This is a genomic window from Streptomyces sp. NBC_00209, assembly GCF_045206345.1.
Taxonomy (GTDB): domain Bacteria; phylum Actinomycetota; class Actinomycetes; order Streptomycetales; family Streptomycetaceae; genus Streptomyces.
The window spans coordinates 6,207,085-6,230,911 of sequence record NZ_CP108121.1 but is presented as its reverse complement, the minus strand read 5'-3'; the positions used below and the strand labels follow the sequence as shown (position 1 = coordinate 6,230,911).

Genomic DNA, 23,827 nt, shown 5'->3' with positions numbered 1-23,827 from the left:
GCTCCGTCCTGGTGGAGGTGTCGGCGGCGGTCACAGGCTCTGGGCCAGCCGGTGGTACGCCTGGTTCCAGCGCAGTTCGCGGGTGAAGCGCCGGATGGTGGTGTCCCGGTCGATGACGGCGAGTTCGGTGCGCAGCATCTCGGCGAGGTCCTCCAGCTCCTCGCCGCCGAGTGCGGTGGTGAGGACGGTGTGGTGCGGCGCCCCGGCCGTCAGCCACGCCTCGGTGGAGGTACGCAGATCGGGGCTGGGCCGCCACACGGCGCGGGCGACCGGCAGTGCGGGCAGCGGCTCCGGCGGGGTGACGACGTCGATGTGGTTGGCGACGAGCCGGAAGCGGTCGCCCATGTCCGCGAGCCCGACGACCACGGCGGGGCCCGGGGCCGCGTCGAAGACCAGCCGGACCGGGTCCTCCCGGCCGCCGATGGAGAGCGGGTGGATCTCGCAGCTGGGGGTCGCCGTGGTGAGCGAGGGGCAGACCTCCAGCATGTGGGCGCCGAGGATGAGCTCCTGGCCGGGCGTGAGGTCGTAGGTGTAGTCCTCCATGAACGACGTGCCGCCGGGCAGCCCGTGCGCCATGGCCTTGAGCGTGCGCAGCAGGACGGAGGTCTTCCAGTCGCCCTCCCCGCCGAAGCCGTAGCCGTCGGCCATCAGGCGCTGGACGGCGAGCCCCGGCAGCTGCCGCAGGCCGCCCAGGTCCTCGAAGTTCGTGGTGAAGGCGCGGAACCCGCCCTCGGTGAGGAAGGCGCGCAGTCCGGCCTCGATGCGGGCGGCGTAGCGCAGGGAGTCGTGGCGCTCGCCGCCCGGCCGCAGCTCGGGGGCGAGGGCGTAGAGGTCCTGGTACTCCTTGACGAGCGCGGTGACGGTGTCCTCGTCGGCGGCGTCGACGGCGGTGACCAGGTCGTTGACGCCGTAGGTGTTGACCGAGACGCCGAACCGCAGCTGGGCCTCGACCTTGTCGCCCTCGGTGACGGCGACGTCGCGCATGTTGTCGCCGAACCGGGCGAGCTTGAGGCCGGCGAGTTCGGCGCGGCCCACGGCGGCGCGCGCCCAGCCGGCGATGCGGTCGACCACCTCGGGGGTGGTGACATGGCCGGCGACGGTCTTGCGGGGGACGCCGAGGCGGGTCTGCACGAAGCCGAACTCGCGGTCGCCGTGGGCGGCCTGGTTCAGGTTCATGAAGTCCATGTCGATGGTGGACCAGGGCAGTTGGCGGTTGGCCTGGGTGTGCAGGTGGAGCAGCGGTTTGCTGAGCGCGTCGAGGCCGGCGATCCACATCTTGGCCGGGGAGAAGGTGTGCATCCAGGCGATGAGGCCGATGCACCGGTCGTCGGCGTTCGCGTCGAGGCAGACCCTGCGGATGGCGGCCGCGTCGGTGAGGACGGGCTTCCAGACCACGCGCACCGTCATCTGCGGCTGGTCCGCGAGGGTGTCGCGGATGACGCGTGACTGGTCGGCGACCTGGGCCAGGGTCTCGTCGCCGTAGAGGGCCTGGCTGCCGGTGAGAAACCAGATCTCGCGGTCGGGCTGGGCGGGCGTCATGTCGGGTGTGCTCCTCGGTTGTGCGGGGAAGAGAGGTCCGGGCCTGAGGGGTGTTGCGCCGGTCAGCCCGTGGTGGTGGTGCGCGCGGCGTTGCGGATGCGGCGCAGGCGGTGCAGGAGGAGGTCGGCTCCGGTGCCGAAGTGGTCGTGCAGGGCGCGGTATTCCCGGAACAGCGCGTCGTAGGCGTCCGCCCGCCCGGGGTCCGGGGTGTACGCGTGCCGCTGGACGCTCCCCATCGCGGCGGCGGCGGTCCGGACGTCCGGGTGGGCGCCCGCGGCGACGGCGGCGTGGATGGCGGAGCCGAGGGCGGGCCCCTGCTCGGAGGTGCCGAGGGAGACGGGGCGGCGCAGGACGTCGGCGTGGATCTGCATGAGGAGGGCGTTCTTCCTGAGGCCGCCGGTGACGATGAACTCCTCGACGGGAATTCCGCCGGCCTCGAACGCCTCCACGATCACCCGGGTTCCGTACGCGGTGGATTCGAGGAGGGCGAGGTAGACGTCCTCGGGGCGGGTGTCGAGGGTGAGCCCCGCGACGACCCCGGAGAGGTGGTGGTCGACCAGGGTGGAGCGGTTGCCGTTCATCCAGTCCAGGGCGACCAGGCCGTGCGCCCCGACCGGCTGCCCGGCGGCCTTGCGGGTCAGGAGCTGGTGCAGGTCCTCGCCGGCGTCCCTGGCCTCGGTGCGGTAGTCGTCCGGTACGCCTTGCCGGAGCCACCAGGCGAAGATGTCGCCGACCGCGCTCTGGCCGGCCTCGTAGCCGTAGGCGCCCGCCACGATGCCGCCCTCGACCACCCCGCAGATGCCGGGGACGTCGGCGAGGGTGGCACCGTTGAGTACGTGGCAGGTGGAGGTGCCCATGATGGCGAGCAGCCGCCCGTTCTCGACGGCTCCGGCGGCGGGGGCCGCCACATGCGCGTCGACGTTGCCCGCGGCCACGGCGATGCCCTCGGGCAGGCCGGTCCACCCGGCGGCGTGGCCGCTCAGCCCGCCGACGCGGGAGCCCAGGGGCGCGAGCGGGTGGTCGAGGCGGGTGGCGGGGAAGTCCGCGAAGTCCGGGTGGAGTTGGCCGAGGAAGGCGGGCGAAGGGTAGGCCCCGTCCTGGTGGATGCCCTTGTAGCCGGCGGTGCAGGTGTTACGTGATTCGGTGCCGGTGAGCTGCCAGACGATCCAGTCGGCCGCCTCGATCCAGCGCGCGCAGGCGGCGTAGACCGCGGGGTCCTCCTCCAGCACCTGGAGGGCCTTGGCGAACTGCCACTCGGAGGAGATCCGGCCCCCGTACCGGCTGATCCACGTCTCGCCCCGGGCATGCGCGAGGGCGTTGATGCGGTCGGCCTGCTCCTGCGCGGCGTGGTGCTTCCACAGCTTCGGCCAGGCGTGCGGGCGGTCGGACCATTCGGGGAGCAGGGCGAGCGGGACGCCCGCCGCGGTGGCCGGCAGGACCGTGCAGGCGGTGAAGTCGGTGGCGATGCCGATGACGCGGGCGGGGTCGACCCCGGCGGCCTCGACCGCCGCCGGGACCGCGGTGCGGAGTACGTCGAGCCAGTCCTCGGGGTGCTGCAACGCCCAGTCGGGGGGCAGCGGTGCGCCGGTGAGCGGGAGGCGGTCCTCGATGACGGCGTGGCGGTAGTCGTGGACCGCCGAGCCGAGTTCGGCGCCGTCGCGGACCCTGACCACCACGGCGCGCCCGGACAGGGTGCCGAAGTCCACCCCGACCGTGCAGGCGTCGGGGTGGTGACGTTCGACGGGGCCGGAAGAGGCGTGTGGCGTCACGATGCGGTCTCTCTCGTCAGGGGTGAGCGGGGCGACAACGGCCCCCATTGATTGTTAGCGCTAACAATCTGTGAGGGCAAGGGTTGCGTGCACTTTCGTCGTTCCCGGCCGGCCCGGCGACGACACCCGACTCCGCGCGTAGCGCGATCAACAGGTCGAACCTGCGGGATGCGCCACCATTACCTCCGTTTCCTCCGGTTACGGCCGTGCGCCGGCGTAAGAAAAGACGTCGAGGCCCCTTGCACGGCGTTGATGCGAGCGCTAACAATCGAGCTCCACCAAGGCCGCCGCCACGACGGGATTGTCAGGTAATGCCCATGAAGAACTTCCGAGCCGCGTCCGCCCTCGTGGCGGTGACCACCGGTTGCGCCCTGCTCCTCACCGCCTGCGGACAGAACAGTGAGGGGGGCAGCCAGGAGGGGAAGGACAAGAAGGACCTCACCATCGGCATCGCCATGCCCACCAAGTCCTCCGAGCGGTGGATCGCCGACGGCAAGAACATGACCACGAGCCTGAAGAAGGCCGGATTCGCGACCACGCTCCAGTACGGGGAGGACGACCCCGACCAGCAGGTCGCCCAGATCGAGAACATGATCACGCAGGGCGTGGACGCGCTGGTCGTGGCCGCCATCAACGGCGAGGCCCTGTCCAACGTCCTCCAGCAGGCCGCGGACGCCGACATCCCCGTGATCTCGTACGACCGGCTCATCCTGGGCTCCCCGCACGTCGACTACTACGCCTCCTTCGACAACGAGAAGGTCGGCGAGCTCCAGGCCACGTACATCGTCGACAAGCTCGGGCTGAAGGACGGCGCGAAGAAGGGCCCGTTCAACATCGAGCTGTTCGCCGGGTCCAACGACGACAACAACACCAAGTACTTCTTCGACGGCGCCATGAAGGTGCTGAAGCCCTACTTCGACAAGAAGCAGCTGGTCGTGCGCTCCAAGCAGACCCGGCTCAACCAGGTCACCACGCTGCGCTGGGACGGCGGCACCGCGCAGAAGCGCATGGACGACCTGCTGACCTCCGCGTACTCCACCGCACACGTGGACGCCGTGCTCTCCCCGTACGACGGCATCTCCATCGGCATCCTGTCGGCCCTGAAGTCCGACGACTACGGGAGCAAGGCCAAGCCGCTCCCGGTCGTCACCGGTCAGGACGCGGAGCTCGCCTCCGTGAAGTCGATCATCGCGGGCCAGCAGACCCAGACCGTCTACAAGGACACCCGCGCCCTGGCCCAGGTCGCGGCGGACATGGTGACCGCGGTCCTCAACGGCAAGAAGCCCGAGGTCAACGACGAATCGACCTACAACAACGGCAAGAAGGTCGTGCCCGCCTTCCTGCTCGACCCGGTCAGCGTCGACAAGTCGAACTACCGGAAGGTCCTGGTCGACTCCGGCTACATCGACGCCGAGGACCTCGGGTGACCGCCGCGCCCGATTCCCCCGCCGCGCCCGGCGCGGTCCTCGACATGCGGTCCATCGTCAAGACGTTCCCCGGTGTCCGGGCGCTCTCCGAGGTGACCCTGTCCGTGCGGCGCGGCGAGGTGCACGCCCTGTGCGGGGAGAACGGTGCCGGCAAGTCGACGCTCATGAAGGTGCTCTCCGGCGTCCACCCGCACGGCTCGTACGAGGGCGAGATCCTCTTCGACGGCGAACCGTGCCGCTTCAAGGACATCCGGGCCAGCGAGCAGCGCGGGATCGTCATCATCCACCAGGAACTGGCGCTCGTCCCGCACCTGTCGATCGCCGAGAACGTCTTCCTGGGCAACGAACCGGCCCGGCGCGGGATCATCGACTGGCGCGAGTCGCTGCGCCGGGCGTCCGCGCTGCTCAAGCGGGTCGGCCTGGACGACCATCCGGAGACCCGGGTCGCCGATATCGGTGTCGGCAAGCAGCAGTTGGTGGAGATCGCGAAGGCGCTGGCGAAGGACGTCCGGCTGCTGATCCTGGACGAGCCCACCGCCGCGCTCAACGACGAGGACAGCGCGAAGCTGCTGCGGCTGATGCGGGAGCTGAAGGACCAGGGCATCACCTCGATCATCATCTCGCACAAGCTGAACGAGATCGCCCGGATCGCCGACTCGGTCACCATCCTGCGCGACGGGCGGTCCATCGAGACCCTGGACGTCAACGACCCGGCCACCACCGAGGAACGCATCATCCGCGGCATGGTGGGCCGGGACCTCGACAGCCGCTTCCCCGACCGCACCCCGTACACCGGCGAGACCGACGCCCGGCCCGCCCTGGAGGTCCGGGACTGGACGGTGCGCCATCCGCTCGACCGCACCCGCAAGGTGGTCGACGGGGTCTCGCTCCAGGTCCGGCGCGGCGAGATCGTGGGCATCGCCGGGCTGATGGGCGCCGGCCGGACCGAGCTCGCGATGAGCGTCTTCGGCCGCTCGTACGGGCATTACGAACGGGGCTCCGTCCTCAGGGACGGCCGCGAGGTGCGTACCCGTACGGTGCCCGAGGCGGTCGCCCACGGCATCGCGTACGTCACCGAGGACCGCAAGCACTACGGTCTCGACCTCGGGGACTCGGTGGGCCGCAACATCTCGCTGGCCTCACTGGGCACCCTCGCCCGGCGCGGTGTGGTGGACGGCCACGAGGAGCGCAAGGTGGCCGAGCGGTACCGGCGGAGCATGAACATCAAGACGCCGAACGTCCTCGAACCGGTCGGCCGGCTCTCCGGCGGCAACCAGCAGAAGGTCGTCCTCAGCAAGTGGATCCTCACCGGTCCGGACGTCCTCGTCCTGGACGAGCCCACGCGCGGTGTGGACGTGGGCGCCAAGTTCGAGATCTACACGGTGATCGACCGGCTCGCCGCCGAGGGCAAGGCGGTCCTCTTCATCTCCTCCGAGCTGCCCGAACTGCTCGGCATGTGCGACCGCGTGTACACCATGGCCGCCGGCCGGCTGACCGGCGAGGTCGCCCGCGCGGACGCCACCCAGGAAGTGCTGATGCGGCACATGACCCAGGACACCACCCCCGTACCACCCGAAGGACACCAGGCATGAGCACCGACGTCAGCACCCACATGAAGGCCACCCCGCCCCCGGGCCAGGGCGGGTCACCGCCGGCGGGAGTCCCGGTCGTCCGGATCCTCCTGGACGGCGTGCGGCGGAACATGCGCCAGTACGGCATGCTCTTCGCGCTCGGTCTGATCGTGCTCCTGTTCCAGATCTGGACGGGAGGCGACCTGCTGCTGCCGCGCAACGTCTCCAATCTGGTGCTCCAGAACAGCTACATCCTGATCCTGGCCATCGGCATGATGATCGTCATCATCTCGGGGCACATCGACCTGTCGGTGGGTTCCCTGATGGCGCTGGTCGGAGGTGTCGGGGCGGTGCTCATGGTCGAGCACCATGTGGCCTGGCCGGTCGCCGTGATCCTCACCCTGCTGCTCGGGGCCGTCGCGGGAGCGCTCCAGGGCTTCTTCATCGCGTACGTCGGTATCCCGTCGTTCATCGTGACGCTCGCGGGCATGCTGCTGTTCCGGGGGCTGACGGAGATCTTCCTCAAGGGCCAGACGCTCGGCCCGTTCCCGGAGGGCATGCAGCGGGTCGCCAACGGCTTCCTGCCCGAGGTGGGACCGGAGACGAACTACCACAACATCACCCTGCTGCTGGGCCTGGGTCTTGCGGCGTACGTGGTGTTCCAGGAGCTGCGGGACCGCCGGCGGCAGCGCGAGTTCACGCTGGAGACCCTGCCGGTGGGCCTGTTCGCCCTGAAGGTGACGGCGCTGGTCGCCGCCGTGCTGGTCACGACCCTGCTGCTGGCGAGCTACAAGGGCGCGCCGGTGGTGCTGCTGATCCTGGCCGCGCTGCTGGTCGGCTTCGGTTACGTGATGCGCAACGCGGTCATCGGCCGCCATGTGTACGCGATCGGCGGCAACCTGCCCGCCGCGAAGCTGTCCGGGGTCAAGGACCGCAAGGTGACCTTCGCGGTCTTCCTCAACATGGGGATGCTCGCGGCGCTGGCCGGGCTCGTCTTCGCGGCGCGCTTCAACGCGGCCTCGCCGAAGGCGGGGGTGAACTTCGAACTGGAGGCCATCGCCGCCGCGTTCATCGGCGGCGCGTCGATGAGCGGCGGGGTGGGCACCGTGCTGGGCGCCATCATCGGCGGCCTGGTCCTCGGTGTGCTCAACAACGGGATGAACCTGGTGGGGGTCGGCACCGACTGGCAGCAGGTCATCAAGGGCCTGGTGCTGCTCGCGGCGGTCGGCTTCGACGTGTGGAACAAGCGGAGGGCGGGCGCCTGACCCGCGGGGAATGGCTGGTGCCGCCGGTCCGCGGCACCAGCCATTCCCGGAAGTCGATTGCGCAGATGATCACGCTCTGCTGAGATCACCGGATGCTCGGTCTCATACTCCGCGTTCTGCCCTTCTGGGTACGCGAACCCCTGCTCATCCTGGGCGGCTCCCTCTTCGGCGTGGGCATCACGGTCCGCGCCGTGTACGAGTCCTACTGGCTCATGGCCGGTGGCGGCGTGGCGCTCCTCGCCGTCACCGCGTTCCGCATCCATACGGTGCGCCACGCCTGGCGCGCCCGCCGGAGCACGGTGGCGGCCGCCCCGGCGGCGCAGACGGGACCGCCGGCCGGCCTTGCGCCGGCCCCGGCTCCGGCGCCGCAGAAGAAGGAGCCCAACGCCGCGGCGCAGGTCTTCGTGGCCCTGGCCCTGGTCGGGGCCCTCGTGGGCGCGGTGTGGCTGGCTCCCCGCGTCACGGGGGACGCCACCGCCACCTCCCGGAAGCCCGCCACCTGCTCGGACCACGCCGCCGGGAAGAAGCTGCCGAAGGCGTACGGCCTGACGCCGGGGGCGGTGACCGGCGACGACCTGTGCAAGGCGCTCAACCGCTCCGACCTGGCGGACCTCCTCGGCACCCCCGGTGAAACGCCGCTGGTGGCGTACGGCAACAGCGGCACCGCGTCGCTGACCGCCGACAAGGTCGCCGAGCCGGAGGCCCGGGTCCAGTTCGACACGTACACCGTGGAGTTCTCGGCCACGTACAACCACATGACGATCGCCCTGTACGCGAAGGTGCTGGCGCCCCAGACCCTGGACCACAAGCAGGACAAGGTCCTCGGCCGGCCCGCGGTCTTCACCTCGGACCACCTCATGCAGTTCCGCATCGGGGGCGAGGGATCCAGCAGCACCGCCACGGAGGGCCCCCTGGCGAGGACGCTGACCGTGGCCCTCGACCGCAAGGACCCGGGCGGCACCTTCGACTTCACGGTGTGGAGCAAGTCCGGGGCGGTCCTGCCGGAGGACGACGTCATCCTCGGCATCGTGGAGAAGATCCTCCCGACGCTCCCCGGACAGCCCGGCTGAGCCGAGGCGCCGGCCCCTACGCCTCCGGCTCCCAGTCCCGGAGCAGGTCGAACAGCTTCCCGTCCCCGTCGATCCGCAGGGCCTCCACCGGGATCCGGTCGTACAGATAGAGGACCAGGTCACCGGCCGGGCCCCGGGCAGCCACCCCGGCCGTGCCGGTGCCCTCGGCGGTGGGCGCGGGGACGCGGTCGGAGCGGGCGCCGTCGGCGTCGACCACGAGGCGCCAGGAGCGGCCCTCGGAGGCGTGGAAGTCGAAGGCGGCCGGCGCGTGCGGCCAGGGGCTCGGCGTCGCGACGCAGGTGAACAGGAACTCCTCGACACCGTCGAGCGCCACCTCCTCCGGCAGCGGCTCCGGCGCGCCCAGGGCGCACTGGGCGTCGTAGGTGTGCACCGCGCTCTCCTGCACCCGGTGGCGGGCGACGCCCCAGGCGTTCGAGGGCGTCCGGGCCGCCGGCCACCAGGTCCAGCAGCCGCGCTCCGGACCCGCGTCCCGGAGGGTGTCGAGCAGCAGTCCCGTGGACTCGGCGAGCCAGGCCACCAGCGCTTCCGGATCGCGCGGCGCGACGAGGGCGGCGCGCGCGGCCAGAGCCTCGGCGGGCGGGGCGGCGGCGGGGCCCGCCTTGACGATGTCGGCCCAGTAGCGGTCACCGCCGCCCAGGTGCTGGGCGAGGTCGTACAGATTCCAGCCGGGGCAGCCCGGCACGAGCGCGTCGAAGCCGGGCGCGGAGGCTATCGCGGCGCGGAAGGCCGCGGACCGCTCATCGATGAGCCGCAGCAGGCCGGTGAAGTCATGGGGTGTGGTCACCGGGACTGCCTATCACCAAGATCCACTCACCGGACACCGATTTACGCGCCCGCGCCGCCACCTGTACGCCCCGTACCCCCCGGTTAAAATTTTGCCCAGCCTGCAAAATTGCATAGCATGCACCTTCATGAGCGACGACCCGCCCCTGGGGCTGCGTGAACGCAAGAAGCGCGCCACGCGTGACGCCCTGGCGGGCGCGGCCCTGCGCATGGCCGCGGACCGCGGCTTCGAGCAGGTGACCGTGGAAGCGGTCACGGACGCCGTCGGGGTCTCCGTGCGCACGTTCTTCAACTACTTCCCGTGCCTGGAGGACGCGATCACGCGCCCCGTCCAGGAGACCGCCGAGCGGACCCGCCGGGCCGTGCTCAACGCCCCCGAGCACCTCACCGCGCTCGACGCCCTCAGCGAGGCCATCGCCCAGGAGCTCGCCTCCATCGAGGAGGACCACGAGCGCTGGGAGCTCCAGCTGGAGGTGCTGAGGAAGAGCCCGGCCCTGCTCCCCAACTTCCTGGCCGCCCGGGGCGCCGACGAGACCGCCATGGTCGCCGTCGTCGCCGAACGCCTCGGCCAGGACCCCGAGACCGACCTGTATCCCCGGCTCCTCGCGCACGTGGCCGTCGCCGCCGTGCGGGCCGCCGTCGAGGTCTGGGTGGCCACGGGCCGTACCCGTACCTTCCAGAGCCTGTACCGCGAGGCGTTCGCCTCGCTGGCCGCCGGCCTGAAGGGCTGAGCCGCCCACCGCACCACCCTCCGCGCCCGCACCACTGGGCGCGGAGCCAGTCACCAGAGAATGAGGAACGTCAGCCGATGACCGCTGCCGTCACACCCGAAACCGGCGCCGCCGGTCCGACCGAGGGGGCCGCGTCAGGCATGACGCGCCGCCAGATACTCCAGGCCATGTCGGGCCTGATGGCCGGCATGTTCGTCGCCATCCTGGCCTCGACGGTCGTCTCCAACGCCCTGCCCCGGATCATCGCCGACCTGCACGGCACCCAGTCCTCGTACACCTGGGTCGTCACGGCCGAACTGCTCGCCATGACGGCGACCGTACCGATCTGGGGCAAGCTCTCCGATCTGTACGACAAGAAGCTGCTCATCCAGCTCTCGCTGTCGATGTTCGTCGTCGGCTCGCTCGTCGCGGGCTTCTCGCACAGCATCGGACTGCTCATCGTCAGCCGCGTCGTGCAGGGCATCGGCGCCGGCGGTCTCACCGCACTCGCCCAGGTCGTGATGGCGGCGATCATCCCGCCGCGCGAACTCGGCCGCTACTCCGGCGTCTTCGGTGCCGTCTTCGCCGTCGGCACGGTCGCCGGTCCGCTGATCGGCGGGGTCCTCGTGGACACCTCCTGGCTGGGCTGGCGCTGGTGCTTCTTCATCGGTGTGCCGTTCGCGCTGCTGGCGATCGTGCTGCTCCAGCTGACCCTGAAGCTGCCCACGATCCGCCGCGAGGTGAGGATCGACTACGTCGGCGCCGTCCTCATCATGAGCGGGGTCAGCTCGCTGCTGCTGTGGGTGACCCTCGCGGGCAACCGCTTCGACTGGGCGTCCTGGCAGACCGCCGCGCTCGTCTCCGCCGGCGTGGTCCTGCTGGCCACCGCGGTGTGGGTCGAGTCCCGGGTGGCGGAGCCGATCATCCCGCTGGCCATCTTCCGCAACCGCACGGTCGCGCTGACGACCGTGGCGAGCCTGCTGGTCGGTGTCGCCATGTTCGGCGGCACGGTGTTCCTCTCGCAGTACTTCCAGATCTCGCTGGGCAAGTCCCCGACGATCGCGGGCCTGATGAGCCTGCCGATGATCCTCGGACTGATGGTCTCCACGACCGTCGCCGGCCAGATCATCTCCTCCCGGGGCAAGTGGAAGGGCTTCCTCATCGCGGGCGGCGTCATCATGACCGCGGGCATGGGGCTGCTCTCCACGATCGGCGCCGACTCCTCGTTCGGCCTGCTCAGCGTCTACATGGTGGTCCTCGGCGTCGGTGTCGGCATGCTGATGCAGAACCTCGTGCTGGCCGCCCAGAACGACGTGCCCGCCTCCGAACTCGGCGCGGCCACCTCGGTCCTGTCGTTCTTCCGCAGCCTCGGCGGCGCCATCGGTACGAGCGCGCTCGGCGCGGTCCTCGGCCACCGGGTGGCCGAGGAGCTGGAGAAGGGCTTCGGCGGGGCGGCCGGGGGCACCGGCGGCGGTGTCCCCGAACTCAGCAAGCTGCCGGAGCCGGCGCGCGTCATCGTGGAGAACGCGTACGGCGTCGCCACCGCCGACGTCTTCCTGATCGGCGCCCCCTTCGCGTTCCTGGCGCTCGTCGCGGTGCTCTTCATCAAGGAGAAGCCGCTGCGCACCCAGAGCGGCATGGAGCGCCTGGCGGTGGAGACGGCGGCGGCCCAGCCCGCCGCGGCTCCCACGCACTGATCCCCGGTCCGGGGCCCGTTCGCCGTGAACGGGCCCCGGACGGCTTCCGCGCCGCCCACCTGTCATGGTGTCGAGATGACAGCCCCCTCCCACTCGCCCGCCGACCCGTTCCCCGACCAGTTCGCCCGCACCCGGCGCTTCTCGCTGGGCGTGCCACGGCAGTTCACCGTCTCCCCCGACGGCGAGCGGATCCTGTTCGTCCGGGGCACCTCGGGCACCGACCCGGTGAGCCGGCTCTGGCTGTACGAGAACGGCGCGGAGCGGATGCTCGCCGACCCCCTCGGACCAGGCTTCACGGAGGAGGCCCCCGGCGAGGTCCCGCCGGAGGAACGGGCCCGGCGCGAACGCGCCCACGAGACCTCGTCCGGCGTGGTCTCGTACGCCACCGACGCCTCGGTACGCCTGGCGGTCCTCGCCCTCGCGGGCACCCTCTGGCTCGTCCCCACCGACGGCTCCGCGCCCCGCCGCCTGCCCACGGCCGGCCCCGCCGTCGACCCCCGCCCCTCCCCGGACGGCTCGCTGATCGCGTACGTCTCCGGCGGCGCGCTGCGTACGGTACGCGCGGACGGCACCGACGACCGCGCGCTCGCCGGACCGGACGGGGAGCACATCACGTACGGCCTGTCCGACTACGTGTCGCAGGAGTCCATCGGCCGTACGCGCGGCTCCTGGTGGTCCCCGCGCGGCGACGCCCTCCTGGTCGCCCGCACCGACACCTCCGGCGTCCGGCGCCGCTACCTCACCGACCCCGCGCACCCCGAGCGCCCGCCCCGCGAGCTGGCGTACCCGGCCGCCGGGACCCCCAACGCGAAGGTCTCGCTGCACCTCGTGCGGCTCTCCGGCGCGCGCACCGCCGTCCGGCTCCCCGAAGCAGCGGGCGACGGGCACCCCGAAGCCGCCTGGACGGACCGGGCGTTCGAGTACGTGGTGGCGGCGGGCTGGGACGACCGGGGGCCCCTGGTCTCCGTACAGACCCGGGACCAGCGCTCCCTGCACGTGCTGGCGGTGGACGAGGCGACCGGGGACACCAGGACCCTGCACCGCGCCCACGACCCGGCCTGGGTGGCCCTGCGCCCGGGCACCCCGCTGCGCCTGCCGTCCGGGGCACTCGTCGTACCCGCGCATCCCGGCGGCGACACCCAGGGCCTGGACATCGGCGGGGCTCGGACGCCCCCGGGCCTGGAGGTGCGCGAGGTGCTCGGGGCGGCGGACGGACGGGTGTACTTCACGGGCGGCGACGAACCCACGGAGGTCCACGTCTGGTCGTACGACTCGGCCGGGGGCGGCCTGGCCCGGGTGTCCGGCGTGCCCGGTGTGCACACCGCCGCCGTCGGGGGCCCGGTGGTGGTCCTCGACAGCCGGACGCCGGACGGCCATACGGTGAGCGTGCTCCGGGACGGCGCGGAGGCGGGCCGGATCGCCGTCCTGGCCGAGGAGCCGCTCGTCATTCCGCGCCCCCTGGCCCTGAGCCTGGGGGCGCGCGAGCTGCGCAGCCGCCTCTACCTGCCGTCCTGGCACGCCCCGGGCGACGGACCGCTGCCGGTGCTGCTGAGCCCGTACGCCGGTCACGGCATGCAGGTCGTGCTGAAGGTGCGGACGTGGTGGACGGCGGTGGCCCAGTGGTTCGCGGAGCAGGGGTTCGCGGTCCTCGTCACGGACGGGCGGGGGACGCCGGGGCGCGGCGAGGCGTGGGAGAAGTCGGTGCACGGCGACCGGCTGACGGCCGTGCTGGAGGACCAGATCGACGCCCTGCGCACGGTGGCCGCCGCTCGCCCCGAACTGGACCTGAGCCGGGTGGCGATGCGCGGCTGGTCGTTCAGCGGATACCTGGCGGCAGCGGCGGTGCTCCGGCATCCGGAGGTCTTCCACGCGGCGGTGGCGGGCGCGGCGCCGGCGGACCGGCGGCTCTACGACACCCACTGGGAGGAGCGGTTCCTCGGCCACCCGGACGTGCTGCCGGACAACTACGACCGCAATTCGCTGCTTGCGGAGGCCGCGTCGCTGACCCGGCCGCTGATGCTGGTGCACGGACTCGGCGACGACAACGTCACCGTGGCGCACACGCTGCGCCTCTCGTCGGCCCTGCTCGCCGCGGGCCGCCCGCACACGGTGCTGCCGCTGTCCGGGGCCGGTCACCTGGTGGGCCGGGACCACACGGCGAGCGGGCTGCTGCGCCTGGAACGGGACTTCCTGCGGAGGTCGTTGGGGGGCTGACGGGCGGGCGGGACTTCGCGGACACACGCCCTAGGGTCGCTCCCCCATGGGGTCGTCCAGGTCCCGCCCCGCCTCGCGCAGCGCCGCGACCGCCGCGCGGACCGAGGGGCGCCGGTCCGCGTCCGTCCGCCACACCGCGTGGACATGGCGGCGCATCCGCTGGCGCACCGGCAGCAGCCGCACCCCGTCGGGCACCGGCCCCCGCCCGAGGCGCGGCGCCACGCACACGCCCATCCCGGCGGCGATGAGCGCGAGTTGGGTGTGGTGCTCGCCCGCGAGGTGGGCGATGCGCGGTTCGATGCCCTTGGAGCGCAGCGTGAACATCAGCCAGTCGTAGCAGAATTCGCCCTCGGGCCAGGACACCCAGTCGTCGTCCGCGAAGTCCTCCAGGTCCACTTCGGACCGGCCGGCGAGCGGGTGGTCCGCCGGCATGGCGATGTCCGGGGCGTCGTCCAGCAGTTCCGCCCGGGTCAGCCCGCCGGGCACCGGGAGCCGCTTGTTGCTCCAGTCCAGGACCACGGCGAGATCGATGTCGCCCCGGAGCACCGCCCGGATACCGGCCTCCGGCTCCAGTTCCAGGGTGCGCACGCGCAGTTCGGGGTGGCCGGCGCGGAGGGCGAGCAGCGTGGCGGGGAAGAGGCCGCGCGCGGCCGTGGGGAACGCGCCGAGCCGGATCTCCCCCACGACCTCGCCGCGCTGGGCCTCGATGTCGGACTGGGCCAGCTCGACCTGCGAGAGGATGCGGGCCGCGTGGTCGGCGAGCAGCCGGCCCGCGTCGGTGAGCCGCACCCCGCGCCCGTTCCTGGCCAGGAGCCGCTGGCCGACCTCGCGCTCCAGCTTCGCCATCTGCTGCGAGACGGCCGACGTCGTGACGTGCAGCCCTTCGGCGGCGCCGCTGACCGAACCGAGCCTGGCCAGGGCGTCCAGGGTGCGGAGGCGCTCCAGGTTCAACATGTAAGCGATGCTACGTGAAGCAGCGCACAAAATCTCACTTGTGCTACGAGGTGGAGGCGGCGATCGTTGTCACCATGAGCGCCCCGACCGCCCCGAGAGCCACCCCCGAGCCGGCCCCCGCCGTACTCCCCGGGCCCTCGCCCGCCCCCGCCCGCCGCCCGGCCCTGGACTGGCGGCTGCGTTTCGCGGCGCTCTCGCTGATCTGGGGCTTCAGCTTCCTCCTGATCAAGGTGGGGACCGATGCGTACGCCCCGTTCCAGGTGACCCTGGGGCGGCTCCTGTCGGGCACCGCGGTCCTTGCGGTGGTGATGGCGGTGAAGCGGGAGCGGCTGCCGCGCTCGGCCAGGACCTGGGGCCATCTGGCGGTGGCGGCGTTCTTCCTCAACGCCCTGCCGTTCTCCCTGTTCGCGTACGCCGAGCTGTCCATCCCGTCCACGCTGGCGGGCATCTGCAACGCGACCTCGCCGCTCTGGGGCATGGCGCTGTCGCTCGTCGCCCTCTCGGAGGACCGGCCCACCCGCCGCCGCGTCGCCGGTCTCGGCCTCGGCTTCCTCGGCGTGCTGACGGTGCTCGGCGCCTGGCAGGGCTTCTCCGGGCTGGACTTCAGCGGCACCGCCATGGCGCTCCTGGCCTCGCTGAGCTACCCGGTGGGCTGGATCTACGTGCGCCGGACGCTGGCCGGCAGCGACGCGTCGACTCTCGCGCTCACCGGCAGCCAGCTCTTCCTGGGCACCGTGCAACTCGCGGTCGTCACCCCGCTGTTCACCACCGTCCCGGGCGGCTTCCCGGTCGTGCCCACCCTGGCCGTCGTCGCGCTCGGGGCGCTGGGCACGGGCCTTGCGGTGCTGCTCCAGTACGGCCTGGTCAACGAGGTCGGGCCGACGACCGCGCAGATGGTCACCTACTTCATCCCGGTCATCGCCACGACGGCCGGCGTGGCCGTGCTCGGCGAGCGGCTGAGCTGGAACACCCCCGTCGGCGCCCTCATCGTCCTGGCCGGGGCCGCGCTCACCCAGAGCAGACGGCGCGCCTGAGGGGGCCGGGGCGTCACCCGTAAACCCCGGGGCCTCACCCGCATCGCCGCGACGTCACCCGTAACTCAGCGGCCGCGCCGGTCCCGCCGCCTGCGCCACCGCGTCGGCCAGCGGCCCGAGGTCGGCGTCGGTGAGCGGGGAGACGGTGATCCGGACCGCCTGGGGTGCGGCGATACGGAACCGGGCTCCGGGCGCCACCGCCCAGCCCGCCTGCAACAGCCGGGCCACCGCGCCCGTCTCGTCGCTCACCGGCACCCACACGTTCATCCCGCTGCGGCCGTACGCCTCCACACCGCGCTCCGCCAGCGCCCGGACGAGGGCGTCCCGGCGGCGGGCGTAGGAGCGGGCCACCTCGCGCGCGTCCACGGCGCCGGTGCTCCACAGGTGCACCACGGTCCGTTGCAGCAGCCGGCTGACCCAGCCGGGCCCGAGCCGCTGCCGGCCGGCCACCCGGTCGACCGTGACCGCGTCCCCGGTCAGCACCGCGACCCGCAGGTCCGGCCCGTACGCCTTGGCCACCGAGCGGACGAACGCCCACCGGCCCGTGGACCCGGCCAGCGGGTACAGCGGCTGGTCCACGATGGCGTGGCCGTGGTCGTCCTCGATGAGCAGGACGTCCGGGTGCCGGGCGAGGACCGCCCGCAGCCGCCCCGCCCGGTCCTGGGAGACCGTGGCCCCCGTCGGGTTCTGCGCCCGGTCCGTGATCACGACGGCCCGCGCGCCCGCCCGGAGCGCCGCTTCGAGTGCGTCCGGCAACGGCCCGTCGTCGTCCAGCGCCATCGGCACGGGCCGCATGCCGAGTGCCGGGACCAGGTCCAGGAGCCCGCCCCAGCCGGGGTCCTCGACGGCGACCTGGTCGCCGGGCCTGAGGTGGGCGGAGAGCACCCGCTCGATCGCGTCCAGCGAGCCGGAGGTGGCGGCCACCGGTCCGGCCGGCACCCCGTCCGCGTCCATCGCGGCGCGCGCGAGTGCGGCGAACTCCGGGTCCACGGCCGCCTGCCCGTACAGCCCGGGCTCGCGGTCATACGCCTTGGCGACGGACGCGAACGCATCGCCCAGCCGCGGCAGCAGCGCCGGATCGGGGCTGCCGTCACCCAGGTCCCGCACCCCGGGGGGCGCCTCGACCCGCATCGAACCGCGCGCGGTGCTCGCGGGGCGCGGCCTGATCCGGCTGCCCCGGCGCCCGGCGGTCTCGATCACCCCGCGCTCGCGCAGGGTGCGGTAGGCCGCCGCGACGGTGTTCGGATTCACCTCCAGTTGGGCCGCCAGCTCCCGCATGGGGGGCAGCACATGCCCGGGCGGCAGCTCGCCCGAACCGACCCCACGCTCGACGCTGGCGGCAATTTCCTGTGCACGCCGTCCACTGATCCGATACTCTCCTAGCACAAACAACAGTATGCACTAGTGCAATGGAGTACGCAATGCCGGAGACCGCTTCCCAGCAGACCACGTCCCCGGACGCCTCATCCGGCTATGAGCCGACGGACCGGACCGTCCCCACCCGGTCGCGGGAGCGCGCCGCGTACGACCGGGAGACGGTGCACTCGATACTCGACGGCGCCTACCTCTGCCACCTCGGCTTCGTGCGTGACGGCGCGCCGGTCGTGCTGCCGACGCTCTTCGGACGGGTCGGCGAGCGGCTGTACGTGCACGGCTCGACCGGCTCGCGGCCACTGCGGACGGCCGGGAGCGGCGACGAGGGGCTGCCCGTATGCCTGACGGTGACCCATGTCGACGGCCTGGTGCTGGCCCGTTCGGCCTTCCACCACTCGCTCAACTACCGCTCGGTGGTCGTCCACGGCACCGCGTACACCGTGACCGACCCGGAGGAGCGGCGCGTCGCCCTGGACGCGATCGTGGACCAGGCGGTGCCGGGGCGCTCGAAGGACTCGCGGCCCGCCGACGGCAAGGAGCTGGCCGCCACCGCCGTCGTCCGGCTGGATCTGCGGGAGGTCTCCGCCAAGATCCGCACGGGCGGCCCGAACGACGACCCCCAGGACCTCGGCCTCCCGTACTGGTCCGGCGTCGTCCCCGTCGCCCCGGCCTACGGCACCCCGGTCCCCGCGGACGACCTGGACCCGTCGATCGACGTACCGGCGTACCTGCCCTAGAGGCGGGCGTCGGCGCGATCCACGACGACGTCCGGCGCCCCCGCCCCCGCGGCGACCGGCCCGGAGGGCGGCCGGGGCGTGGACGACTGCGCGATGAGGGCGCCGGCCAGGACGAGCGCGCCACCGATGAGCTGCGGCGCGGCCAGGTGCTCGCCGAGGAGGAACCAGGCGAGGACCGTGGCGATGACCGCTTCGAGGCAGGCGACGACGCCCGCGACGGCCGGTGAGAGCAGGCGTACGGAGATCACCCCGGTGACGTACGCGATGACGGTGGCCAGCAGCACGATCCAGACGAGCAGCAGCCAGGCCGGCACCGCGGCACCGTCCATGACCGTGTCGCCGCCGAGCACCGACCAGTCCATGCCCCAGGGGCGGGCGATCGCGGTGAGCACGAGGGCGCCGATCAGCAGGCCGTACGCGATGACGCCGACCGGGTGCGGGGGTTCGGCGCCGCCGCCCTGGTCGGAGAGGACGAAGTAGCCGACCTGGCAGCAGGCCGCGCCGAGCGCGAGGACCAGCCCGACCACGTCGAAGCCCAGCCCGGCCCAGACCTCGACCACACAGGCGAGTCCGCCGGCCGCGAGGACGACCCCGAGGGCCGCCGCCCGCGTGACCGGGCGCCGCTGCACGAAGCGCACCCAGCCGAGGACGAGCGCCGGGGCGAGGTATTCCACCAGGAGCGCGACGCCCACCGGGATGCGGGAGATGGCGGCGAAGTAGCAGGCTTGCACGCCCGCGACGGCGAGCAGCCCGAAGCCGAGCAGGAGCACGGGCCGGCTGCGCACCAGTGCCCGGTGGCGCCAGGCCACCGGCAGCATGACGAGCGCGGCGCCCGCCACCCGCAGCCAGACGACGTGGAGCGGGTCGAGCCCCGCCTCGATCAGCGGCTTGGCCGCCACTCCGGAACCACCGAATGCGAAGGCCGAGGCGAGGGCGAGTCCCAGGCCGGCGCTTCTCCCCTGAGACGCGTGCATCGGCACATCATGACAGCTGCGGTCAGGACCGTCACCCCGGTGACACCTGACTCGTACAGCGCTCGGCGGACGGGGCAACCGACGCCCCGTTCGTACACGTCCCACAGGGCGGAGCGGTTGTTCGCGGCGCGGCGGGAGGGGACCGGGGTGAGCTGGCTGGTGTCCCTGCCGGCGCTCGACGGGCGCGAGTACGTCTACCGGGTCCACGCGCCCCTGGACGCCCTGCCGGCGGATCTGTTCTGGTGCGCGTTCCACTGCCACGACGACGGCCCGCACCCCCGCGCGTCCGACCGCTTCGACGCGGCGCGGATCTGGCCCCTCACGACGGACACGTAGACGGCGAGGAGCCCGGCGGCCTGGGGCCGCCGGGCTCCTCCACACACCGACCCACAGCGGGGCTCAGTGCTCGTCGGCGAGAATGAGGTACAGCTTCTTGCGGGCCTCGTTGATGACGGCGACCGCCTTGTCGCGCTGGTCGGACGAGCCGGTCTTCCAGACCTGGCCGAACGCCTCCATCAGACCGAATCCGGCCTGCCGGACCTCGTTCATGCTCTCCCAGTCGACCCCGCGCCCGGCCTCCTCCCAGGGCGCCTCGGGCCCGGTCTCGGCCTCGGTGCGGCCGGTGTCGGTGAGCGTGAACAGCCTCTTGCCGCCCTCGCTCGCGCTGGCGATCAGCTGCTCGTCCTCCAGCAGCTGAAGGGTCGGGTACACCGAGCCGGGGCTGGGCCGCCAGGCCCCGCCGCTGCGCTCGCCGATCTCCTGGATCATCTCGTACCCGTGCATCGGCCGGTCCTTGAGCAGCGCCAGGATCGAAGCGCGCACGTCACCGCGCCGCGCCCTCCCCCGGCCGCCGCCCCGGTTCCGTCCGCCACCGAACGGCCCACCGCCGAACGGCGGCCCGAACGGCCCGAACGCCGCCCGCCGCCCCTCAGAACCACCAGCTCGCCCCTCGGGGCCGTACGGGCCGCGCCCGTGACCATGTGCATGTCCATGCTCGAATCCATGTGAACGCATGACGTACTCCTCCGCTTACGTTGATCTTTCGTCTATCGCTGTACTGTCGCGATGCCTCAACGATATATCGGAACCGATCGCATGACAACCCCTTCCCGGCGCGGCCGGGCGACCGTCCGTATCATCCCGAGGTGACCTCGCCTCTCCTCTCGCTTCCGCTCCGCAAGCTCGCCGCCTTCGGCACGATCGCGGGCCTGTGCCTCTTTGCCTGGTGGGCCGTACAGCCCGCCGGCGGCAGCTGCCCCGACGAGGGCCTGACCCTGTCCTCCGACCCGTACGGGTCCACCTACGACCCTGCCGACACCAAGGGGCGAGGTGACGTCGAGTACGAGGGCCGGTACGTGCCGCTCGAAAGCCCAGAGCCCAGTCCCGGCGCGAGCACCGACGCCGTAGCGGTCCCCGATGCCGCGATCGGCTCGGACGACTACGACCCGTGCGGGGCGCAGGCCCGACACCCGCGGCTGTACGGCTGGCTCGGCCTGTAGACGGCCGCTCCGAAAGCCTCTCCGGTTCGGGCGATCTCAGCGCCGCGATAGCGTGATCGCCATGACGGACAGGGAAGGGCCGCTGCTCGGCGGTATGGCGAACGCGAGGGCCGTCTTCCGCCGAGGGGACCTGGTGGAGCGGCCCGCATCGCGCCACGCGCGCGACCTCCACGCGTATCTCCGCGCGCTGAAGGAGCACGGCTTCGACGCGGCTCCGGCTCCTGTCGGTCTCACCGCGGACGGCCGCGAGCGGCTGACGTTCATCCCCGGCGACGTGGCGCTGCCGCCGTTCCCCGACTGGGCGATGACGTCTACCGCCCTCGCATCGGTGGGGCGCCTGCTGCGGCGCCTGCACGAGGCCGGCGCGGCCGTCGCGGTCGACACCCGCGCCGCGTGGCCGACGGACCTCGCCGACCCGGAGGGCGGGACGCTCGTGTGCCACAACGACGTGTGCCCGGACAACGTCGTCTTCCGCGACGGCCGCGCCGCGGCCCTGATCGACTTCGACCTGGCGGCCCCGGGCCGCGCCCTCTGGGACATCGCCATGACCGCCCGCTACTGGGCGCCCATGCTGGACCCCGATTCCGCGGCCGCCCTCTATCCCGCCGGGCTGGACCCGGCCGCACGACTGCGGATCCTCGCCGACGGTCACGGCCTCCCGGCAAAGGACCGCGCCGTGTTGCCCGGCGTCATCGAGCAGGCCACGGAGGTCTGCCGGGCCTTCGTCGCCCGCCGCGTGGCCGACGAGGACTCCGTCTATGTCCGGGCGCTGGCCGAGCGCGGTGGCTGGGAACGCTGGGACCGCGTACAGACCTGGCTGGCGGACCACCGCCGGACGTTCACAGCCGCCCTGCTGGACTCCCCTGGGCTCCGGGGACGTGGGTGACGTCGGGGGCGCCTCCCTCAACCTGCACGAACCCGGGGCCGTCCGCGCCCTGCTGGACGTGGCGACGGCGCACGGATGGCAGCCGGCGGACCGGCGCCGGGTGGAGGTGGACGGCCGGCCTCTGCTGGAGGAGGCCGCCGCGTCACGGGAGCGGAACGCGGACCGTGCGGACCCGGCCGAGGATCCCCGCGCTCACGGCCCGGGCTCGGCCAGCGCGTTGAGCGCGGGCCTGAGCAACGCGGCGACGCGTTCCGGCGACGCCTCGCGCAAGGCGGGCAGCCCCAGGAGCTGATGACCGATGGTCACGCCGAGCAGGGTGGTGACCGCCAGGGCGGCGCGGAGTTCCCGGTCGTCGGGCGCCGGGACGGCGGCACCGGCGTCGGCGATCTGACCGCCGAGCGCGGTGCGTACGTGATCGGCGGCCGCCGGATCGGTGAGCATGGACCGCAGCACCGCGAGCGTCCCCTCGGGCAGACCGCCCAGCTTCAGGCCCAGCGTGGCCAGCATCCGGTCGGCGAACGCCTCCGCGCCCGCGGCCTCCGGGGGTGGCGCGGTGAACGTCTGCACGGCCCGGCCGAACAGCTCACGCTTCGAGCCGAAGTACTGCATGACCAGGGCCGGGTCCACCCCGGCCGCGCCCGCCACCGCGCGGATGGTCGTCCGGTCGAACCCCTTGGCGGCGAACTCCTCCCGGGCCTTTTCGAGAATGCGCGCCTCGGTGGCGCGGCGGCGGTCGGCACGGGTCTCCCGGGGCGTGGTCACGCCGCGACTCTACAGCCGTTGACCGAATCCCTCCTCCCACCCTACTGTCGGGGTCAACAAGCGTTGAGCGAATGGAGTCGTTCCGTGCCGCAACCGGAAACCGCCCGCGCCCGTACCCCCCGCGAGGCCCTGGCCGCCTATCACCGGGCCATGCTCGACAAGTCCGCGGACGATCTCGCGGATCTGTACGCGGCCGACGCGGTGCACGAGTTCCCCTTCACCGCTCCCGGCTTTCCACCGCGCTACGAGGGCCGCGAGGCGGTACGCACCGGCTACCGCGCGGTCTGGGGCGCGAGTCCCGTACGGATCGACGAGGTCAGGACGGTGTCCGCGTACGGGACGGACGACCCGGAGGTGATCGTCGCCGAGCACGTGGTGGCGGGGACGCTCCCGGCCACGGGCACCGCGTTCGCCGTCCCCGGCCTGCTCGTGCTCCGGGTCCGCGACGGCCTGATCACCCAGGTCCGCGACTACATGGACACCGCGGCCCTCGCCGCCGTCAGACGCTGAGACCCGGCGCCGTCACCGGCCGGGTTCACCCCTCACCCCGCAGCCCCAGCAGATACACCGCCGTCACCGCCACCCCCCGGTCCCCGTCCTCCGCCAGCTCCCCCAGCGCCCGCGTCGCCGTCGGGCCCGGGATGTCCGCCAGTGCCTGGGTGAGGCGGCGGCGGGCGGGCGCGTCGAGGGCGGGGTCGGCGAGGCGGCCGACGAGCGCGGAGGCGATCCGCTCGGCCGTCTCCGGATCAGCGGCCAGCACCCCCAGCGCGTCGGCCGCGTCCACGTCCCGCACCGCCTCCGCGACCATGCCGATGAGCGTCGGGACCGCCTCGGCCACCCCGCGCGCACCGAGCGCCGGCGCCGCGTACTGGCGTACCGCGACATCGGGATGACCGAGGGCGTCCCGCAGCAGCACGCTCGCGGCCTCGCCCGGAATCCCGGCGACCGCCCGCACCGCACGGGCGCGCACCGCCGCGACCGGCGAGTCCAGGCCCTCCGCCAGCAGGGTGAGCCCGCTGCCCGCCCGCGCCAGGGCCCACCGCAGCGCACCCGCCACGCTCGGGTCCCGCTCGCTCAGGACCGCCTCGACCAGGGCCTCCACCGGCACGGGCGCCTCGCCCGCAGAGGACAGCGCCGCCCGCTGCCGGGTGCCCGGGCTGGCGGAGCCCAGGGCCTGGAGAAGGGAGACGGTACGCAGGACGCCCTCCCAGTCCCCGGGTTCGGCGGCGCCGATCCGGCTCAGCCGGTTCAGCAGCTCCGTCTCGCCCGCGATCCGTTCCCGGGTCCGCCGGACGAGGTCGTCCACAAGACCGGCCGGGCTGAAGCCGGGATCGTCCAGGGCGCGCCCCACCTCGCGCAGCGAGAGACCGAGGGACCGCAGGCTCTCGATGTGGAAGATGCGCCGGACGTCCTCGCCGGAGTACTCCCGGTATCCGACGTCGTTGCGCCCCGTCGGCCGCACCAGCCCCAGCGACTCGTAGTGCCGGAGCATGCGCGCGCTGACCCCGGACCGCCGCGCCACCTCACCGATCAACACCCAG

22 protein-coding genes are annotated in these 23,827 nt (G+C 72.8%); 13 read left to right on the top strand and 9 right to left on the bottom strand.

What is annotated here, in order from left to right:
• Window positions 1-30: 30 nt before the first annotated feature.
• Entirely contained in the window at window positions 31-1,539 is a 1,509-nt protein-coding gene (gene araA / locus OG867_RS28305; protein WP_328899126.1) for an L-arabinose isomerase, read from the bottom strand.
• A 62-nt stretch (window positions 1,540-1,601) separates the two neighbouring features.
• Window positions 1,602-3,308, bottom strand: a complete 1,707-nt coding sequence (araB, locus tag OG867_RS28300; protein ID WP_406289573.1) for a ribulokinase — start codon at window positions 3,306-3,308, stop codon at window positions 1,602-1,604.
• Window positions 3,309-3,625: 317 nt separating this feature from the next.
• Here araB and chvE point away from each other — a divergent pair, with 317 nt between their 5' ends.
• The 4 genes from chvE to OG867_RS28280 all read left to right on the top strand — a co-directional run bounded on the left by chvE (window position 3,626) and on the right by OG867_RS28280 (window position 8,641).
• Entirely contained in the window at window positions 3,626-4,735 is a 1,110-nt protein-coding gene (gene chvE / locus OG867_RS28295; RefSeq protein ID WP_406289571.1) for a multiple monosaccharide ABC transporter substrate-binding protein, read from the top strand.
• A 44-nt stretch (window positions 4,736-4,779) separates the two neighbouring features.
• Window positions 4,780-6,327: a multiple monosaccharide ABC transporter ATP-binding protein gene (gene mmsA / locus OG867_RS28290; protein WP_406291199.1), complete on the top strand. Its 1,548-nt coding sequence runs from the start codon at window positions 4,780-4,782 to the stop codon at window positions 6,325-6,327.
• Entirely contained in the window at window positions 6,324-7,571 is a 1,248-nt protein-coding gene (gene mmsB, locus OG867_RS28285) for a multiple monosaccharide ABC transporter permease (RefSeq protein ID WP_406289569.1), read from the top strand. The genes mmsA and mmsB overlap by 4 nt, the downstream gene beginning before the upstream one ends.
• 92 nt (window positions 7,572-7,663) lie before the next feature.
• Entirely contained in the window at window positions 7,664-8,641 is a 978-nt protein-coding gene (locus OG867_RS28280) for a DUF6215 domain-containing protein (protein ID WP_406289567.1), read from the top strand.
• 16 nt (window positions 8,642-8,657) lie between these two features.
• On the opposite strand, the gene OG867_RS28275 is transcribed toward OG867_RS28280, so the two are convergent.
• Entirely contained in the window at window positions 8,658-9,446 is a 789-nt protein-coding gene (locus OG867_RS28275; RefSeq protein WP_406289565.1) for a maleylpyruvate isomerase family mycothiol-dependent enzyme, read from the bottom strand.
• Window positions 9,447-9,573: 127 nt separating this feature from the next.
• Here OG867_RS28275 and OG867_RS28270 point away from each other — a divergent pair, with 127 nt between their 5' ends.
• The 3 genes from OG867_RS28270 (at window position 9,574) to OG867_RS28260 (ending at window position 14,066) form a co-directional block, all read left to right on the top strand.
• Complete coding sequence (locus OG867_RS28270) at window positions 9,574-10,176, top strand: TetR family transcriptional regulator (RefSeq protein ID WP_406289563.1); 603 nt, start codon at window positions 9,574-9,576, stop codon at window positions 10,174-10,176.
• Between the two features lie 77 nt (window positions 10,177-10,253).
• Complete coding sequence (locus OG867_RS28265; RefSeq protein ID WP_406289561.1) at window positions 10,254-11,852, top strand: MDR family MFS transporter; 1,599 nt, start codon at window positions 10,254-10,256, stop codon at window positions 11,850-11,852.
• 75 nt (window positions 11,853-11,927) lie between these two features.
• Window positions 11,928-14,066 (top strand): prolyl oligopeptidase family serine peptidase, encoded by a 2,139-nt coding sequence (locus OG867_RS28260; RefSeq protein ID WP_328899134.1) that lies wholly within the window; start codon window positions 11,928-11,930, stop codon window positions 14,064-14,066.
• 30 nt (window positions 14,067-14,096) lie between these two features.
• Here the strand turns inward: OG867_RS28260 and OG867_RS28255 are convergent, their stop codons facing one another.
• Entirely contained in the window at window positions 14,097-15,020 is a 924-nt protein-coding gene (locus OG867_RS28255) for a LysR family transcriptional regulator (RefSeq protein WP_406289557.1), read from the bottom strand.
• Window positions 15,021-15,094: 74 nt separating this feature from the next.
• On the opposite strand from OG867_RS28255, the gene OG867_RS28250 reads away from it, so the two are divergent.
• A complete protein-coding gene (locus OG867_RS28250; protein WP_406289555.1) occupies window positions 15,095-16,054 on the top strand; it encodes a DMT family transporter in 960 nt (319 codons plus the stop codon).
• 54 nt (window positions 16,055-16,108) lie between these two features.
• Here OG867_RS28250 and OG867_RS28245 read toward each other — a convergent pair whose 3' ends face one another.
• Window positions 16,109-17,440, bottom strand: a complete 1,332-nt coding sequence (locus OG867_RS28245; RefSeq protein WP_406289553.1) for an aminotransferase class I/II-fold pyridoxal phosphate-dependent enzyme — start codon at window positions 17,438-17,440, stop codon at window positions 16,109-16,111.
• A 35-nt stretch (window positions 17,441-17,475) separates the two neighbouring features.
• On the opposite strand from OG867_RS28245, the gene OG867_RS28240 reads away from it, so the two are divergent.
• Window positions 17,476-18,165, top strand: coding sequence for a pyridoxamine 5'-phosphate oxidase family protein (locus OG867_RS28240; RefSeq protein WP_406289550.1), 690 nt, complete (start codon window positions 17,476-17,478; stop codon window positions 18,163-18,165).
• Here OG867_RS28240 and OG867_RS28235 read toward each other — a convergent pair.
• On the bottom strand, window positions 18,162-19,139 hold the full coding sequence (locus OG867_RS28235) for an EamA family transporter (RefSeq protein ID WP_406289547.1): 978 nt from the start codon (window positions 19,137-19,139) through the stop codon (window positions 18,162-18,164). The genes OG867_RS28240 and OG867_RS28235 overlap by 4 nt on opposite strands.
• Window positions 19,140-19,286: 147 nt before the next feature.
• On the opposite strand from OG867_RS28235, the gene OG867_RS28230 reads away from it, so the two are divergent.
• Entirely contained in the window at window positions 19,287-19,475 is a 189-nt protein-coding gene (locus tag OG867_RS28230) for a hypothetical protein (protein WP_328899140.1), read from the top strand.
• Between the two features lie 63 nt (window positions 19,476-19,538).
• On the opposite strand, the gene OG867_RS28225 is transcribed toward OG867_RS28230, so the two are convergent.
• Window positions 19,539-20,153, bottom strand: coding sequence for a PadR family transcriptional regulator (locus tag OG867_RS28225; RefSeq protein ID WP_406289544.1), 615 nt, complete (start codon window positions 20,151-20,153; stop codon window positions 19,539-19,541).
• Window positions 20,154-20,284: 131 nt separating this feature from the next.
• On the opposite strand from OG867_RS28225, the gene OG867_RS28220 reads away from it, so the two are divergent.
• The gene (locus tag OG867_RS28220; protein ID WP_406289541.1) at window positions 20,285-20,638 is read left to right on the top strand and encodes a hypothetical protein; all 354 of its coding nucleotides are present in this window, start codon (window positions 20,285-20,287) and stop codon (window positions 20,636-20,638) included.
• A 61-nt stretch (window positions 20,639-20,699) separates the two neighbouring features.
• On the top strand, window positions 20,700-21,524 hold the full coding sequence (locus tag OG867_RS28215; RefSeq protein WP_406289538.1) for a phosphotransferase: 825 nt from the start codon (window positions 20,700-20,702) through the stop codon (window positions 21,522-21,524).
• 192 nt (window positions 21,525-21,716) lie between these two features.
• Here the strand turns inward: OG867_RS28215 and OG867_RS28210 are convergent, their stop codons facing one another.
• Window positions 21,717-22,286 carry a TetR family transcriptional regulator gene (locus OG867_RS28210; RefSeq protein WP_406289536.1) on the bottom strand — a complete coding sequence of 190 codons (570 nt, stop codon included), beginning with the start codon at window positions 22,284-22,286 and terminating at the stop codon, window positions 21,717-21,719.
• 84 nt (window positions 22,287-22,370) lie between these two features.
• Between OG867_RS28210 and OG867_RS28205 the strand changes: the two genes are divergently transcribed.
• Window positions 22,371-22,796 (top strand): nuclear transport factor 2 family protein, encoded by a 426-nt coding sequence (locus OG867_RS28205; protein ID WP_328899144.1) that lies wholly within the window; start codon window positions 22,371-22,373, stop codon window positions 22,794-22,796.
• 25 nt (window positions 22,797-22,821) lie between these two features.
• On the opposite strand, the gene OG867_RS28200 is transcribed toward OG867_RS28205, so the two are convergent.
• Window positions 22,822-23,823, bottom strand: coding sequence for a MerR family transcriptional regulator (locus OG867_RS28200; protein ID WP_328899145.1), 1,002 nt, complete (start codon window positions 23,821-23,823; stop codon window positions 22,822-22,824).
• Window positions 23,824-23,827: the final 4 nt, after the last annotated feature.